Genomic DNA, 14,337 nt, shown 5'->3' on the forward strand with positions numbered 1-14,337 from the left:
TCGTTGCAGCATCGCCCGCCGCAACGACATCGCCAGCGCCTTAGACGGAGTCCTTAGACGGAGTCCTTGGCCACCTTCAGCGGCGAGGCCTTGACCGACTTGCTCGCCGGCTTGGCCGCGAACTGCATCGGCTCCTTGGTGAAGGGATTGACGCCCATGCGGGCTTCGGTCGCCGGCTTGTTCACGACCGACATCTTCACGAAACCGGGAATGACGAACTCGCCGGACTCGTTGAGCTCCTTGTAACCAACCGTCGCCATGTACTCGATCACCGACTTCACGTCGTTCTTCGAAAGCTGCGTGCCCTCGGCAATTGCATCAATCAATTGAGTCTTCGTCATCTTCGCCATGTCTGAATTCCTTTTGTGGGCGCGAGCAACTCTGCTGGGGACGCGGCCTGAAGCGCGGGGGCGCGCTGATTTCATGCCAGTGGTCATGAAGTGACGGGGCTTAGAACCCATCGAGGCCGAAAACGCAAGCAGGGGTTCTGCGGGGTTCCCTACTTCCTGTGAAGATGCCGCAGGACCTTCCGTTTTCCGTTTGAACCATTTTGCGGCTGGCGCGTCATATCATTGAAGTCCCCAAAGAAATCCCCAAGCTTCACCCCACCAGAAAGCCCCGCTTCCCCCAGGCGGGGTTTTCGCTTTTGGGGGCATGGTAGAACGGCCCGGCTGCCTATAATGGTCTGAAGGTTTCTCGTGGGGTGCTCATGAAGGTCGCTATCGTCATCGCAGGTTTGATCGTTGTGGCCGTCGCAGCCCTCGTCGCGATCCAGCCGAGCTTCCTGAAGCCTGCGTCCCTCGCCCTCGTGAAGAAGTCTGACATCTTCGGCTTCTCGCCCGGGATGACATTCGACGAGACCAGCAAGCTCGTCAGTCAACGCCGCTATCTCTGCCGCCGGAGCCGCGACTCCTACACCTTCGAATGCGACATCAACGGCGCCAAGGTCACGGTCGACAGCGAGGAGGCCGACGCCAGGCACCCGATCTGGCGCGTCAAGGCGGAGTTGAACAATCCGGGGGCACAGGACGCCGCCGTCAAATCGATCTCCGACCAGTTCAACGCGCAGGCCATCAAGGACCGGGAGGGATGGACATGGATCGTCGGCCGCGGGCTCAAGCTGAGTTATGACGGCCTCGCCTTGAACCTCGTGGACGAGGCCGCGGAGGCCCGGCTTCGCAAGGACGAAGCAAAGCGCTAGAGCGTGAAGTCACCTCGTCGTGAAACTTGTGGCTCGGCACGCCTTGTTGACACTTCAGTAACCCAACGCCGCCAAGCTCCATTCAGTCTCGTTGCGTTGGAGTAACCCCACAGTGCTGGATTTTGACGAGCTGCGTGAACTCGCGGCTGATGTTCGTGTTTTCGTCGACGTCGCCGAGGACAAGGCCGAAGCACTCAGGGCCGTCATCGCGGCCTATGACGTGGTGCTGGCAATCTTCCCCACTGACGAGGGCATGGGCCTTCACGTCATCAAGGGCAAAGAGATCCTGGACAGGATTGCAACATCACGCAGCCATGCGATCTACAGCCACACGGCGATCGCGGTCCCCGACCTGCAACACGCCCAGGCGCTCAAGCTGCTGACGGCCCCGGTCGAACAACGCATTGCGGCCTGATCGAAGGCGGCGGCTCCAGCGGCCATTGCCGGGCGATGCTCTGCATCGCCGGGCGAACCCTGCGGGCCGAGCAGTTCGGCCGCCTCGCCCCGCAACTGACACCCCCCATGCTTCGGCTAGTCGCGAAGCCGGTTGACGATCTGGAGCGGGATCCATGATCCCAGCACGATGACGATCGCAACGAGTGTGACCACGACATACTTCACCGGATTTTGCGAGGACGCGAGCGAACCTTCGAGCTGAAGGTACGGCAGCATCGCGTCCATGCCCATTCCGATGAGCGCAACCCCAAGCAGGCCGCCAAAGGCGGCGGCGACGATGTTGACGACCCAGCCGATTGCGCCGCGTCCGTTCGACCAGGCCTCGTAAATCGCGACAGCCAGCACGACGAGGGCAAGCACCAGCATGAAGCTCATCGAGCCGCCGACGCTCGACGTCGGGCCGAAGACCTCCAGCAGCACCACGGCCGCCACCGCAAGCAGTGTGATCGTCTTCACGACGCTCCCCCGTTAGTGCCCAAACAACAAGACCACAGAGCCGATCGCGATGCAGACAAGACCGAAGACGGCCGTCGCGATCTCGACGGCGTTTTCCAGGCCGAAGAACCTGACGATCGCGCTCCATGCGGCAGACAGGAGAATATCCACGATCGCGCTAAGCAGGGCATGAAGCATAGCAATTGGTCGCGCCGCCGGCGTTGGGGTTCGGTGACGGTGGATCAAATTCATCAGCCGTCGCCCCTCAGCATGAGCAAGATTATGGTGACAGTGCTGGCCTGCTCACCCGCAGGCTCTGCGGATTCGGTCCACGCTTGGCTGGTCTGTTTCCACCAGCCGCTTCCCCTGGCGCGCCCGCCCCCTGCCCCTCCTGCCCGTTTCCTGCTATCTCCTGTCCCCGCCGTCCCGGCCCAAAGCAAAACCCCACCCGTTCCAGGGAGCAACAACCATGCGATACCTCCACACCATGCTGCGCGTGCGCAATCTCGATGTCGCGCTGAAATTCTATGTTGATGCTTTCGGGTTGAAGGAGGTGCGGCGGATCGAGAACGACAAGGGGCGGTTCACGCTGGTGTTCTTGTGCTCGGCGGACGATCTCGAGGCGCTGAAGGCGCAACCGCAGTCGCGCGGCGCGCCGCTGGTCGAGCTCACCTGGAATTGGGACGAGGAGAAGTATGGCGAGGATCGCTTCTTCGGCCATCTCGCCTATGAGGTCGACGACATCTACGCCACCTGCGCACAGCTGATGAAGGCCGGCGTCACCATCAACCGTCCGCCGCGCGACGGCAACATGGCCTTCGTCCGTTCGCCGGACCTGCATTCGATCGAGCTGCTGCAGAAGGGCGAGCCGAAGCCGCCGCAGGAGCCCTGGGCGTCGATGCCCAACACCGGCCACTGGTAGGTTCGAGACGCTGGAACAAGCCCTCGCCGCCTGCGTTCACTCTCCGACAATGCGATTGGAGGAGAAAATCATGGGACGCGGAATTCTATTGTGGATGCTTGGCGTGCCGATCCCGGTGATCATTCTGTTGTGGCTGTTCTTCGGCCGCTGAGCGACGGGTTCAACTTGCCGGTTTGTTTCGCAACGAAAGCTCCGCCTCGGGCGGAGCTTTTTGCATGAGAGGCGCGCCGCAATCGCGCATCGCTCCGAACGGCGAATTCCGCTATCACCCGCGGCAAGCGACAACGCCGCGGGAGACGCTCCATGCCTGACACCAAGCTGACGATCTGGGGCCGCGCCAATTCGGTCAACGTGCAGAAGGTGCTGTGGTGCCTCACTGAGCTCGCTTTGCCCTATGAGCGTATCGACGCCGGCATGAGTTACGGCCGGACCCGCGAGGCCGACTATCTCGCGATGAACCCCAATGCGCGGATCCCGACGCTGGCCGAGGGCGACTTCGTGCTGTGGGAGTCCAACTCGATCATGCGCTATCTCTGCCTCGCGCATGGAAGCGGCACGCCGATCTACCCGGAGGCGCCGAAGAGCCGCGCATCGGTCGACCGCTGGCTCGACTGGACGCTGTCGACGGTGCAGCCGGTCGACCGCCCGGTGTTCTGGGGCATCGTGCGCACGGCGCCCGCCGAGCGCGACATGATCCAGGTGCAGCGCGATGCCGATGCCGCCGCCGAGGTCTGGGCGATCGCCGACCGCCTGCTCTCCTCGCGCCGCTTCATCGAGGGCGATGCGTTCACGCTCGCGGACATCGCGCTCGGCTCCTATGCCCGCCGATGGCTCGGCGTCGAGGGCATCACCCGGCCGGCACAGCCGCACCTGACGCGCTGGCTCGCCGAGCTCGGCAAACGGCCCGGATTTGCACAGCATGTCGCACCGCCGATGTCGTGAGCCGGCAGGGCTGCATAAGCCGCGGTGAGAGCGCGATGAATCCGCGCTTCGGCGCAATCCTCCGGCGCCAACTCAGCACTTGACGCTACTTTGCATGGGGTTGTTTTCGCGTTTTTGTTTTGGCTCAGCGCCAGCCGCGCTCGACCAGCAGCACGCAGACGATCAGCACCAAGGTCACCACCGCGGTCGCCAGCCGCGCCGTCCAGCTCAGGCCGCGGCCGACCCACCACAGCAGCGCGCAATACATCAGCACGGGAACGATGAGGTCGAGGCGCAGCAGATCCACTGGCATGGGCCTCTAGCGCCTCACGGTGGTGTCGATGCTGATCGAGCCGCCGATCTTCACGCAGGTCCCGGCGCCCTCCACCATGACGAAGCGCGGGCCGTAAGTGGCGCAGGAGCCCGCTCGTGCCTTCCCGGCCGCATCCTTCAGCGGCACGGCCGTGCCTGCCTTCGGCTGCTCGGCAGGCGGCAGACGCAGGGCTTCCGCCGCGGCGGCGGACGTGGCGAAGAACGGGATCAGGATGAGGAGCGACACGCGCATGGCGGCCTTCTAGCCCGGACGGGCGCCGCGCGCCATCGGGGCGGCCGCGGCCGCGATCAGATGAACTTGATGCCGGCGGATTTGCCGCGGCGCCAGACCACCTGGCAGCTCCGCCCGGTGCGTGCATCGCGCGCGAAGGCGAGCCGGATCACGCCCGGGAGCTGGCTCGCGTCCTCGTCCAGCGTGATCTTGGCGCCCGAATCCGAGATGTCCTGGACCAGGCAATGCCGCGCGGCGAAGCCACCGTCGAGGGTGATCCAGGCATGCTGCGACAGCAGCTTGCGGGCTGCGCGCTTTTTCGGCGGTGGCATTGGCAAAGATCTCCCGCTCCAGCGCTACTCAGGGAACCCTAAGAAACCGTTGAAATCGCCTCCGGATCACCCCGGCGCCGGCGCTGTCCACCGGGGCCAAAAGACCGTCCCGGACGGCTTGCCGGGAGCCAGAAAGGCCACTATACGTTCGCCCGCTGCAAGCCGCCGGGCTCGACTCGGCCGGCCAGCGGCTGTGCCGGGGATAACGGCAGGGCCCTGCGTTTGCTCCCTTCGTCTATCGGTTAGGACGCCACCCTTTCACGGTGGAGAGAGCGGTTCGATTCCGCTAGGGAGCGCCAGTGCACGCGGCGGCGCACTGAGCCGCCACGACCGCCCGGCTGCAATTTCCGCCGCTCCCGCATGAACCTTCCCGCTGCTCGCCACCGACCAATGTCAGTTGGAACCGGTCCCATGGCACAGCGTATTCCCGAGATTGAAGGTTCGTCCGACACGTCCGCAATGACGCCGCGCCTTCCGCCATGGCTGAGCCAACCCCACCAGCATCCATCGGACCGGCGCGCCAAAACGCTGCAGCACATGGCGCGCGCCAGGTCGCTTGCGCAGCCGCAGCCAGATTCTGCGCCGGCCGCGCTCGTGCCGTCAGGCGAGAGCGCCAAGAACGTGGTCGGCGACCTCATTGGCCACGTTATCCTGTTCGGTATCCTCGCCCTGCTCTTCCAGTCGCGCATTCCGCTCTATCTCGGCGCGTTCGTCGTCCTGACCGACGGCGAGCGCATCGAAAGCGCGCTGGCAACGATCGGTATCCGCCTCGAGCCCGAAACGATCGGCCCCGACATCGTCAAGCGCTCGGCATTCTGGTTCGGCTGGTTCGCGTTGCTCGCCACTTTGAAAGGCTCCGTCCCGGCCTGGCTCGCGCCATGGATGCCTCCAGCTGAGTCGTGGTCTTTCATCGCCGGCATCGCCCTCCTGCTCGCCATCGTCGAAGCCTTCACGGCGCTGGCGATGCGGCGCGCGTTGCCGCCGCTGGGATTGCAGATCAGCTCGAACGGCCTGACATGGACGACGATCCAGTTCGCAATGGCCGTCAGCGCGTTGGCTTTGCTGGTGCTGTTCGGAGCTCTCTAGGCGCCGCGGCGCGTCGTTGCTTCACTGCGCCATCAATGACGATGTTGTGAGCTGGCCTGCAGCATAACGGGTCCTTATGCCGCGCTTTCCGCCGGGCGTGCGAAGCGCGCGTTTACCGGAAATTTACCCCTGCTCCTGTGCGCTGGTATCATTTGCTTAGAATTTGACAGCTACCGTGGAATTACGGAAGCAATCCCGAACATCATTGGCACCTCATGTCCGTCGCAGAGTTCCTCAGGCAGCGTGCAGTGGACGTCACGGTCAGCGGCAGCTACTCGCTGCCCCGCTGGTATGATTGCGAGGGCAAGCTGCGCAGCTTCGCCTGCCGCACCAAGCGCGTCTCACCCTTCCGCATGATCGTGGACGTGCCCGTCGTCGGCAAGGTCGGCGAGCGCCTCACCTCCTACTTCCAGGATTTCGGCGAATTCCAGTGCACGATCAGCGCGACGCTGAAGTCGGGTTTCCTGATGGAGCTCGACATGACGCGGGCGCGGCGCGCCTGGATGTCGGAAAAGCTGACCTGGCTCGAGAAGAAGCAGAAGGACGCCAGCGTCCAGGAGCTGCGGAACGACGCGCGTTTCGTACCTCAGGTCTCGCACACCTTCCTGACGCTCGCCAACGGCAGCAGCCATCCGTGCTTCATCATCGACGTCTCCACGGCTGGCGTCGCAATCTCCTGCGAATACGATCCGCCGCTCGGAACCCCGCTTGCGGTCGGTGCTTGCGTCGGGCGCGTGATCCGCAAGTTCGAGCACGGGTTTGCGGTCAAATTCGCCGAAAAGCAGTCACGGGATGACCTCGTCCGTCTGATCGTCCGCACGCCCTTGCTGCAGTCGGCCTGAAGCCGGCCCGATCAATCTTAACTCTTTCTTAACTAAATACTGGAGATGGCGACCCCTGCGCGGTAGGGTGTGGCCCGGTGCGTCCGCAATCACTGCGGGCCTCGAGTATTGGAAGCCCCAGAATGTCCATCGCCGACGCCGAGTTCGCCCCGGCAGAGATCGCGCCGAACGCGCCCGTCGCACCGAAGCCGCAGCTTCCACCCGGCGTGGTCACCGAAGGGCCGCTGGTCGAGGCCAAGTTGCGCGAGAGCTATCTCCTGCTCGGCATCCTCTATGTCGGCGCGGTTGCCGGCATCATCTGGGCCGTGACGCAAGGCGTCGGCAAGGTCGAGCTGTTCACGTTCGCCTGGATGTTCGCGCTGACGACGTTCGGCATCGGTGCCGGCATGCATCGCCTGTTCGTGCATCGCAGCTTCCGTACCGGCCCGATCATGCGTGTCTTCTTCTGCGCCATCGCCCAGATGGCTGTGCAGGGCTCGATCGCCAAATGGGTCGCCAACCACCGCCGCCACCATCTCTACGCCGATGACGTCGGCGATCCCCACAGCCCGCAATTCGACGGCTTCGGCAATCGCTATGTCAGCGCGTTCAAGGGCTTCCTGCACGCACAGGGCAGCTGGGTATTCGACCAGGCCACCACCGACAACGAGTACTATGCCAAGGATATCCTCGCCGATCCGATCGCGATGTTCTTCGTGCGCACGCGCTGGGTCTGGTACGGGATGTCGGCAGTCTTCATCCCCGGCGTGATCGGCTACACGTTCGGCGGCGTGCACGCCATGATCGGCTGCGTGCTGTTCTCCGGCCTGCTTCGCGCCTATCTGCTGATCCTCACCAGCCAGCTCACCGGCTCGGTCTGCCACGCCTATGGCTATCGCCGCTTCGAGGTCGACGACGCCTCGACCAACGAGTTCGTGACCACGATCCTCACCTTCGGCGAGGGTCTGCACAACAACCATCACCGCTTCCCGCGGGACGCCTACATCTCGCACGCCTGGTGGGAGATCGATCTCAACGGCCTGATCATCCTGGGCCTGGAAAAGATCGGTCTCGTCCACGACGTCTTCCACGCCTCGCACCGTCAGCTGGAGCGGGCGGCCGAAGCAGAGGCGGCCTCGACGGCGCGCTGAATCGGCGGGCAGCGGCCACCGCCGGGCCGTCTTGCCCCCGCATCGCCGCCCTATCGCGGCCCCATTGCGGGATCAGCTTTTGATCGTCCGTGCCTCCAGGCCGGGCGTCATTTGCAGACTTGCGATCGGGGGACCGAATGGCAGTCGACAAAGTTACAGTGGACAAGATCACCTGGGACAGGGTCGGCCGGGTCACTGAGCCCGGACGCTACATGTACACATTCGGCTGGCTCACCATCACCGCCGGCGATCTGGAGATCTGGAAGCTCTACCCGCAGGCCGCGTTCACGCTGCTGGCGCAACCGGGCGAAGCCGACACATCCCTCGGCGAGGAATTCCATCTCGGCGCCTTCGACGTTGCTCCCGGGGCGCCGCCGCTCACCACACACTGAAAGCGGAAAGCGCCGGCCGTTGCGGGAACGCATGGCATGGGCGTTGCTTTATCATCGCCATGATACACATCCCCGCTGTCGACCAGGCCTTCCTGCTGGTGCTCATCGTCTTCTGCCTCGGCACCTGCCTCGTCCGCGCCTTCTGGGAGCTGGAGCAGGCGCGGACGCGCCGGCTTGCCTCGCCGCCCCGCAAGGGCCCGGCGAAGCGCGGCTAGCTGGCCTACCCCGCGCAGGCCTGCGTCGTGAATCGAAGAAACCTGCGCACTTCCTTGATCTGGCTTGCCAATCGCGTTCCAACCGCGGTCGGGCCGTCATTGCTGTGGATGACGAACAGGTGCTGTCATGCAATTGATTACGCGTGTATTTTACATCGCCACGAGCCGTGGCGGATGAACGGAAGCTATCGCACTCATTAAGCGAGCCGACAGCAAGCGCATGACACATGGTCGCATCGGTGAATGTAGATAAGCGGATCAAGGGAACCTATTTTCGGCGCCGATGTACCTGATTGAAGCATTGCCCACCGTCATCGGAACGGCCGCCATCGCCCCGGCGCTGCTGATGCTGTGGCTTGTCATCGCCGCCGAAGAGCGCCCTGGCCCGCCGGCCCAGGTCTGGACTGCGTTCCTGTTGGGGGCGGCCAGCATCTCGCTGCTGGGCCTCGCCCGCGCCCCCTTCGCCAAGATGGTCGCGGCGCCCGACGACCCCTGGGCGGCGCTGGCCATGCATTCGATCTTCGGCGTCGCGCTGCCTGAGGAAGCCGTCAAGGTGATCGCCATCGTGGTAATTTCCTCGACCAAGCGGCGGACCTTTGCCAATCCGATGGACACCGTGGTCTATGGCGCCGCGGTCGGCCTCGGCTTCGCCGCTTACGAGAACCTCGCCTATCTGGTCCAGCACGCTGAGATGTGGCGCTCGCTGGCCGCCTTGCGCAGCGTGCTGACCGTGCCATTCCACGGCGCGCTCGGCATCATCGCGGGCGCCTACCTGACGATCGCGCGCGCCGGCACGGCGCTGGGCGCGAACCGGCACCATCGCGACTGGGCCCGCCTCTCCAGCCGCCTCCTGATGCTGGCCGGCCCGCTTGCGCTGCATTCGGCCTTCGACTTTCCACTGCTGACCCTGCAAAGAATGCCCGACCTCGATCCGACGCTGCGGATGTGGCTGGGCGCCTCCAGCCTCTTGATCGGCTTCAGCTCGATCGCCTTCGCCATCCGTCTGGTCCGGCGCGTCGCCCGCCACCACGCTCCCCGGACCGATGTCGCGCGGGAACGGCTCAGCCAGCTCCGGCGGATGTGGGCGCTGCTGCTCGCCGGCGGCGGCGTCGGCTTTCTCGGGCTCGCCTTCGTGCTGACCTCGATCCATCACTGGCTTATCAACCCCGAGCGCAATCTGACGCTGGCCCTGATCCCGATCGGTTTCGTCTCGATCCTGCTCGGCCTGGCGCTTCTGATTGTCACAACGGCGATCTATGTTCTCGGCCGCAACCGCATCCGCACCAGCGCGGAGGGTTTTTCCTCGGCGCCCGGCGGCGGGTGAGCCGCGGGATGGCGAGCGCGCTGCGCGCATACTAGAACGATCTGGAGCCTGCCGATGACGTCACCTGAGGATTTTTCGCGGCTGCAATCCATGATGAGCCAGACGGTCAAGGCACACTGGAAGGCCTTTCTGTTCGAGGGCATCCTGCTCGCAATTCTCGGCGTCGCGGCGCTGATCCTGCCGCCGCTCGCAAGCCTTGCAATCGCGATCTTCCTCGGCTGGATGTTCCTGATCAGCGGTATCGGCGGGCTGATCGTGACCTATTGGGCGCGTAGCACGCCGGGCTTCTGGTGGTCGCTGATCTCGGCTGCGCTCGCCGTGCTTGCCGGCATGCTGCTGCTGGCCCGCCCGATGCAGGCCGTGCTGACGCTGACCATCGTGGTCGGCGCCTACTTCCTGGCCGAGGGCGTCGCCACCATCATGTACGCACTGGAGCACCGCCGCGAACTCAGCGGCCGCTGGTCATGGCTGCTGGTCTCGGGCCTCGTCGACATTGCGATCTCCTTCATGGTGATCACGGGACTGCCGAGCTCGGCGGAATGGGCCATCGGCGTCCTCGTCGGTATCAACCTCCTGTTCGGCGGCGCCAGCCTGATCGGCCTGGCGCTGGCGGCGCGCAACAGCAACACCTGACCCGCCTCGTCACCTGCCGCGCCGATTGGGGGGTGACAATCCGCCGATGGCGCGCTATATGCCCTCCATGATCACCGTCGCCACCAGCTATTTTTGGTACTTTAGCTACGACAGCTCGCTGGCGGCAGGAGGATCGCGCTCAATCTGAAAATTGCAGCAAACGTCCGAACAAGCCGCCAGACCTGGCGGCTTTTTTATTGGCCGGCAGGTTCGAAACAAACAGGAGCCCGCCGTGCTGAGCACGACCGACGATCTTCGTATCCGCGAATTGAAAGAGCTGAGCACGCCGGATGAGGTGATGCGCGAAGTCCCGCGCACGCTCACGGCGACGCGCGTGGTGATGGCTGCGCGTAACGCCATCCACGCAATCCTCAATGGCCAGGACGACCGCCTGCTGGTCGTGGTCGGCCCCTGCTCGGTGCATGACCCCAAGGCCGCGCTCGAATATGCCGAGCGGCTCGCGAGCTTGCGCGAGGAACTCGCCGACCAGCTCGAAATCGTAATGCGGGTCTATTTCGAGAAGCCGCGCACCACCGTCGGCTGGAAGGGCCTGATCAACGATCCCGATCTGGACGGCAGCTTCGACATCAACAAGGGCCTGCGGCTGGCGCGCAACGTGCTGTCGGCGGTGAACAATCTCGGCCTGCCCGCCGGCACGGAATTCCTCGACATGACGACGCCGCAATACATCGCCGACCTCGTGTCCTGGGCCGCGATCGGCGCACGCACGACCGAGAGCCAGATCCATCGCGAGCTGGCCTCGGGCCTGTCCTGCCCGGTCGGCTTCAAGAACGGCACCGATGGCAATGTGCGGATCGCGGCGGACGCCGTGAAGTCGGCCTCGCATCCGCATCACTTCATGGCGGTGACGAAGCTCGGCCGCTCGGCGATCGCCTCGACCGCGGGCAACGAGGACTGCCACATCATCCTGCGTGGCGGCAGCAAGCCGAACTATGATGCGGCAAGCGTCGCGGCCGCCTGCAACGAGCTGACCAAATCCGGTGTCGCGCCGCTGGTGATGATCGATGCCAGCCACGCCAATTCGAGCAAGAAGCCCGAGAACCAGCCGCAGGTGGCGGCCGACATCGCCGGCCAGATCTCAGGCGGCGAAGGCCGCATCATGGGCGTGATGATCGAGAGCAATCTCGTTGCCGGCCGCCAGGACGTCGTGCCGGGCAAGCCGCTCACCTACGGCCAGAGCATCACCGACGGCTGCATCGATTGGCCGACTACGGCGACCGCGCTCGAGCAGCTCGCCGACGCGGTGGAAATCCGCCGCAACGCCCGGCGCGCCGGACTTCAGGAGCGCTCGGCCTAGCTCATGGCGAACGCGCGTTCGCTCTCCTCACCTCTCCCCAACGGGGAGAGGTGAAAGGATCAGCAGCCGCGGCAGATGCTCTTGATCTTCCGATCGAGCTCCGCGTCTTCCTTGTTCGCGGGGGTGTTCGGATTGCTCAAATTCTTCTCGCTCGGCACGTCAGCCGCGCGCGGCTGGCGGTGACCGACCGGTGCCGGCAACACCGATCCAGAGGCTCCGCCGCTACCGCCGGTCGTCGACCCCTTGGAACCGCCGGTCTGTGCTGCCGCCGCGCCGCCGAGCAAGACCACGAGCGATGCTGCCACCATGATCTTCTTCATTCTTGCTTCTCCATTCTCGAACCGGCGCGCTCTCCATCACCGCTCAGCTCTCGGGCGGATAGAGATGAACGTCGCCGCAATAGTCCACGATACGATAGCGCGTTTCGGCTCCCGCATCACCCGCATGAGGTGCGGTATTTTGCGGCGCCAAGACGTAGCTCGGCCCCACCGGGGATTTGCCGGCGCCGCCGGGAATGTCGATGACATAGTCCGGCTGACAAAGCCCTGACACCCGCCCGCGCAACTGCCGCATCAAATCCTGTCCTTCGGCAAGGGTCGTGCGAAGATGCGCGGTGCCCGGCGCGAGGTCGCCGTGATGCAGATAGTAGGGCTTGATCCGGCATTCGACGAAAGCTCGCATCAAATCCGATAGAGCGGCGATGTTGTCATTGACCCCGCGCAACAGCACCGACTGGCTCACCAGGGGAATTCCGGAATCGACGAGCCGCGCGCAGGCGGCGCGCACCGGTCCCGTCAGTTCGCGCGCGTGGTTGGCATGCAGCGCCACCCAGGTGGTCGCGCCCTCGACCTTGAGCGCCGCAACCAACTCGTCGCTGATGCGCGCGGGATCGGCCACGGGCACGCGGGTGTGAAGGCGGATGATCTTGACGTGATCGATTGCCGCGAGTTCGGCCATGATCTCGCCCATCCGGCGCGGCGACAGCATCAGGGGATCGCCGCCGGTCAGGATCACTTCCCAGATCTCGTGATGCGAGCTGATGTAATCGATCGCCGCGCGATAGGCGTCGTCCGAGAGCGCATTCTCCTTGCCGGGGCCCACCATCTCTCGGCGGAAGCAGAAGCGGCAATAGACTGCGCAGACGTGGACGAGCTTGAACAGGACGCGATCGGGATAGCGATGCACGATCCCTGATACCGGCGAGTGCGGATGATCGCCGATCGGATCGGCGTCCTCGCCCGGCTGCATCTCCAGCTCCGCGGCGCTCGGAACGAATTGCCGTGCGATGGGATCGTCGGGGGCGGACGTGTCGATCAGTTCGACCAACGCCGGCGTGATCGCCACCGCATAGCGTGCGGCAACGCGTTCGAGCGCCGGCAGCGCTGCTGCGGGCGCCAGACCTTCGGCGACGAGCTCAGCCGGCTCGCGCAGAGTGCGTGCAAGGTTCGTTTTCGTCATGTCTCACTAGACGCTTCATTTGCAGGTGGCGTCCAAACCACCTGATCGATCCGCGATGCGCCGCTTGCCAGCATCACCAGCCGGTCGAGGCCGAGGGCGACGCCGCTCGCCTCCGGCATTGCGGCGACCGCAGCCAAAAAGTCCTCGTCGAGCGGATAGGCTTCGCCGTAGCGGCGCTGCTTTTCCGTCATCGATTCCGTGAAGCGCTTTCGCTGCTCCCAGGCATCGGTCAGTTCCCCAAAGCCGTTGGCGAGCTCGACGCCGCAGGCGTAGACCTCGAAGCGCTCGGCAACCCTGGGATCGTCAGTCTTCACTCGTGCCAGCGCCGCCTCTGGAGATGGGTATTCGAACAAAATGGTCAAACGCCCCTGCCCCAGACGCGGCTCGACGTGCTCGACCAGCACCTTGCTGAAGATGTCGGACCAGGTGTCGTCCTCGGCCACCCGGACCTTGCCACCGGCCGCCTCGGCGAGCGCGGCACGGTTACCCTCGCCGTCCCTGATTGTCGACAGCAGGTCGATGCCCGCGAAGCGTTCGAAGGCGCCCGCCACCGTCAGGAGTTCCGGCTCGGCGAAGGGATCGGCGGTCCGCCCCCGGAACGAGAAGGTGCCGATGCCGGTCGCCTGCGCCGCACGGGCGATGACGACGACGCAATCGGCCATGATGGCGTCATAGGAGGCGCCTGCCCGATACCATTCCAGCATGGTGAATTCGGGCAGATGAAGGTCGCCGCGCTCGCGGTCCCGGAACACCCGGGCGAGCTCGAAAATCCGCGTCTCGCCCGCCGCCAGCAGCTTCTTGCAGGCGAATTCGGGCGAAGTGCGCAGATACCGGAGGGCTCGGCTGCCGTCCGGCCGCATGATCTCGGTCCGGGGGGCGTGCAGATGGGTCTCATTGCCCGGGGAGACCTGAAGAACGGCGGTTTCGACCTCCACGAACCCCTGCTCGGCGAAAAAGCCCCGTAGGGACCCGGTAATGGCCCCCCTGGCCTGGAGGAACGGCCGACGGTCGAGGTGTCGCCCGGGCGACCAGAACGGTGAGATGGGCTTGTCCCCAGCCATTACCCAACCGCCCCAGACCCGAGCAAAACGCTGGCATCTAATGGCAAAATCAGTATGTTGCGGCCCG

General features: G+C 64.7%; 21 protein-coding genes and 1 tRNA gene. 13 read left to right on the forward strand and 9 right to left on the reverse strand.

Annotated features, from left to right (window positions below):
* Positions 1 to 53: 53 nt before the first annotated feature.
* The gene (locus XI04_RS24530) at positions 54 to 350 is read right to left on the reverse strand and encodes an HU family DNA-binding protein (RefSeq protein ID WP_007591377.1); all 297 of its coding nucleotides are present in this window, start codon (positions 348 to 350) and stop codon (positions 54 to 56) included.
* Between the two features lie 359 nt (positions 351 to 709).
* Between XI04_RS24530 and XI04_RS24535 the strand changes: the two genes are divergently transcribed.
* Together XI04_RS24535 and XI04_RS24540 are read left to right on the forward strand one after the other, a co-directional pair.
* Positions 710 to 1,201 carry a hypothetical protein gene (locus XI04_RS24535; RefSeq protein WP_212476063.1) on the forward strand — a complete coding sequence of 164 codons (492 nt, stop codon included), beginning with the start codon at positions 710 to 712 and terminating at the stop codon, positions 1,199 to 1,201.
* 112 nt (positions 1,202 to 1,313) lie between these two features.
* On the forward strand, positions 1,314 to 1,616 hold the full coding sequence (locus tag XI04_RS24540) for a hypothetical protein (RefSeq protein WP_028144758.1): 303 nt from the start codon (positions 1,314 to 1,316) through the stop codon (positions 1,614 to 1,616).
* Positions 1,617 to 1,732: 116 nt separating this feature from the next.
* Here XI04_RS24540 and XI04_RS24545 read toward each other — a convergent pair whose 3' ends face one another.
* The gene (locus XI04_RS24545) at positions 1,733 to 2,113 is read right to left on the reverse strand and encodes a hypothetical protein (protein WP_095424190.1); all 381 of its coding nucleotides are present in this window, start codon (positions 2,111 to 2,113) and stop codon (positions 1,733 to 1,735) included.
* 12 nt (positions 2,114 to 2,125) lie between these two features.
* Positions 2,126 to 2,344, reverse strand: a complete 219-nt coding sequence (locus XI04_RS24550; RefSeq protein WP_271609160.1) for a hypothetical protein — start codon at positions 2,342 to 2,344, stop codon at positions 2,126 to 2,128.
* A 217-nt stretch (positions 2,345 to 2,561) separates the two neighbouring features.
* Here XI04_RS24550 and XI04_RS24555 point away from each other — a divergent pair, with 217 nt between their 5' ends.
* Both XI04_RS24555 and XI04_RS24560 read left to right on the forward strand, forming a co-directional pair.
* Positions 2,562 to 3,014, forward strand: a complete 453-nt coding sequence (locus XI04_RS24555; protein WP_038970232.1) for a VOC family protein — start codon at positions 2,562 to 2,564, stop codon at positions 3,012 to 3,014.
* A 303-nt stretch (positions 3,015 to 3,317) separates the two neighbouring features.
* The gene (locus XI04_RS24560; protein WP_271609159.1) at positions 3,318 to 3,956 is read left to right on the forward strand and encodes a glutathione S-transferase family protein; all 639 of its coding nucleotides are present in this window, start codon (positions 3,318 to 3,320) and stop codon (positions 3,954 to 3,956) included.
* 124 nt (positions 3,957 to 4,080) lie between these two features.
* Here XI04_RS24560 and XI04_RS24565 read toward each other — a convergent pair whose 3' ends face one another.
* From XI04_RS24565 to XI04_RS24575, 3 genes are read right to left on the reverse strand one after another with little or no spacing between them, the layout of a single operon-like run.
* The gene (locus XI04_RS24565) at positions 4,081 to 4,248 is read right to left on the reverse strand and encodes a hypothetical protein (protein ID WP_085967565.1); all 168 of its coding nucleotides are present in this window, start codon (positions 4,246 to 4,248) and stop codon (positions 4,081 to 4,083) included.
* 6 nt (positions 4,249 to 4,254) lie between these two features.
* Positions 4,255 to 4,500: a hypothetical protein gene (locus XI04_RS24570; protein ID WP_271609158.1), complete on the reverse strand. Its 246-nt coding sequence runs from the start codon at positions 4,498 to 4,500 to the stop codon at positions 4,255 to 4,257.
* 56 nt (positions 4,501 to 4,556) lie between these two features.
* Entirely contained in the window at positions 4,557 to 4,811 is a 255-nt protein-coding gene (locus XI04_RS24575; protein WP_018323099.1) for a PilZ domain-containing protein, read from the reverse strand.
* Positions 4,812 to 5,035: 224 nt separating this feature from the next.
* Here XI04_RS24575 and XI04_RS24580 point away from each other — a divergent pair.
* The 9 genes from XI04_RS24580 (at position 5,036) to XI04_RS24620 (ending at position 11,751) form a co-directional block, all read left to right on the forward strand.
* Positions 5,036 to 5,110: transfer RNA gene (locus tag XI04_RS24580), tRNA-Glu, on the forward strand.
* 112 nt (positions 5,111 to 5,222) lie between these two features.
* Positions 5,223 to 5,897 carry a hypothetical protein gene (locus tag XI04_RS24585; protein ID WP_271609157.1) on the forward strand — a complete coding sequence of 225 codons (675 nt, stop codon included), beginning with the start codon at positions 5,223 to 5,225 and terminating at the stop codon, positions 5,895 to 5,897.
* Between the two features lie 215 nt (positions 5,898 to 6,112).
* Complete coding sequence (locus tag XI04_RS24590; RefSeq protein ID WP_038946697.1) at positions 6,113 to 6,739, forward strand: PilZ domain-containing protein; 627 nt, start codon at positions 6,113 to 6,115, stop codon at positions 6,737 to 6,739.
* A 122-nt stretch (positions 6,740 to 6,861) separates the two neighbouring features.
* Positions 6,862 to 7,869 carry an acyl-CoA desaturase gene (locus tag XI04_RS24595; protein ID WP_271609156.1) on the forward strand — a complete coding sequence of 336 codons (1,008 nt, stop codon included), beginning with the start codon at positions 6,862 to 6,864 and terminating at the stop codon, positions 7,867 to 7,869.
* Positions 7,870 to 8,006: 137 nt separating this feature from the next.
* Positions 8,007 to 8,261, forward strand: a complete 255-nt coding sequence (locus XI04_RS24600) for a hypothetical protein (protein ID WP_028144766.1) — start codon at positions 8,007 to 8,009, stop codon at positions 8,259 to 8,261.
* A gap of 59 nt (positions 8,262 to 8,320) precedes the next feature.
* Entirely contained in the window at positions 8,321 to 8,476 is a 156-nt protein-coding gene (locus XI04_RS24605; RefSeq protein WP_162832228.1) for a hypothetical protein, read from the forward strand.
* 283 nt (positions 8,477 to 8,759) lie between these two features.
* Positions 8,760 to 9,800, forward strand: coding sequence for a PrsW family glutamic-type intramembrane protease (locus XI04_RS24610; RefSeq protein WP_028144767.1), 1,041 nt, complete (start codon positions 8,760 to 8,762; stop codon positions 9,798 to 9,800).
* Positions 9,801 to 9,854: 54 nt separating this feature from the next.
* Positions 9,855 to 10,433, forward strand: a complete 579-nt coding sequence (locus XI04_RS24615) for an HdeD family acid-resistance protein (RefSeq protein WP_028144768.1) — start codon at positions 9,855 to 9,857, stop codon at positions 10,431 to 10,433.
* Positions 10,434 to 10,665: 232 nt separating this feature from the next.
* Positions 10,666 to 11,751, forward strand: coding sequence for a 3-deoxy-7-phosphoheptulonate synthase (locus tag XI04_RS24620; RefSeq protein WP_038946693.1), 1,086 nt, complete (start codon positions 10,666 to 10,668; stop codon positions 11,749 to 11,751).
* A 59-nt stretch (positions 11,752 to 11,810) separates the two neighbouring features.
* Here XI04_RS24620 and XI04_RS24625 read toward each other — a convergent pair whose 3' ends face one another.
* From XI04_RS24625 to epmA, 3 genes are read right to left on the reverse strand one after another with little or no spacing between them, the layout of a single operon-like run.
* Positions 11,811 to 12,071 carry a hypothetical protein gene (locus tag XI04_RS24625; protein WP_271609155.1) on the reverse strand — a complete coding sequence of 87 codons (261 nt, stop codon included), beginning with the start codon at positions 12,069 to 12,071 and terminating at the stop codon, positions 11,811 to 11,813.
* Between the two features lie 43 nt (positions 12,072 to 12,114).
* Positions 12,115 to 13,209 (reverse strand): lysine-2,3-aminomutase-like protein, encoded by a 1,095-nt coding sequence (locus XI04_RS24630; RefSeq protein ID WP_271609154.1) that lies wholly within the window; start codon positions 13,207 to 13,209, stop codon positions 12,115 to 12,117.
* Positions 13,206 to 14,270 (reverse strand): EF-P lysine aminoacylase EpmA, encoded by a 1,065-nt coding sequence (gene epmA, locus XI04_RS24635; RefSeq protein ID WP_271609153.1) that lies wholly within the window; start codon positions 14,268 to 14,270, stop codon positions 13,206 to 13,208. The genes XI04_RS24630 and epmA overlap by 4 nt, the downstream gene beginning before the upstream one ends.
* Positions 14,271 to 14,337: the final 67 nt, after the last annotated feature.

The sequence above is a fragment of the Bradyrhizobium sp. CCBAU 11430 genome, from assembly GCF_028128855.1.
Classification (GTDB): domain Bacteria; phylum Pseudomonadota; class Alphaproteobacteria; order Rhizobiales; family Xanthobacteraceae; genus Bradyrhizobium; species Bradyrhizobium ottawaense.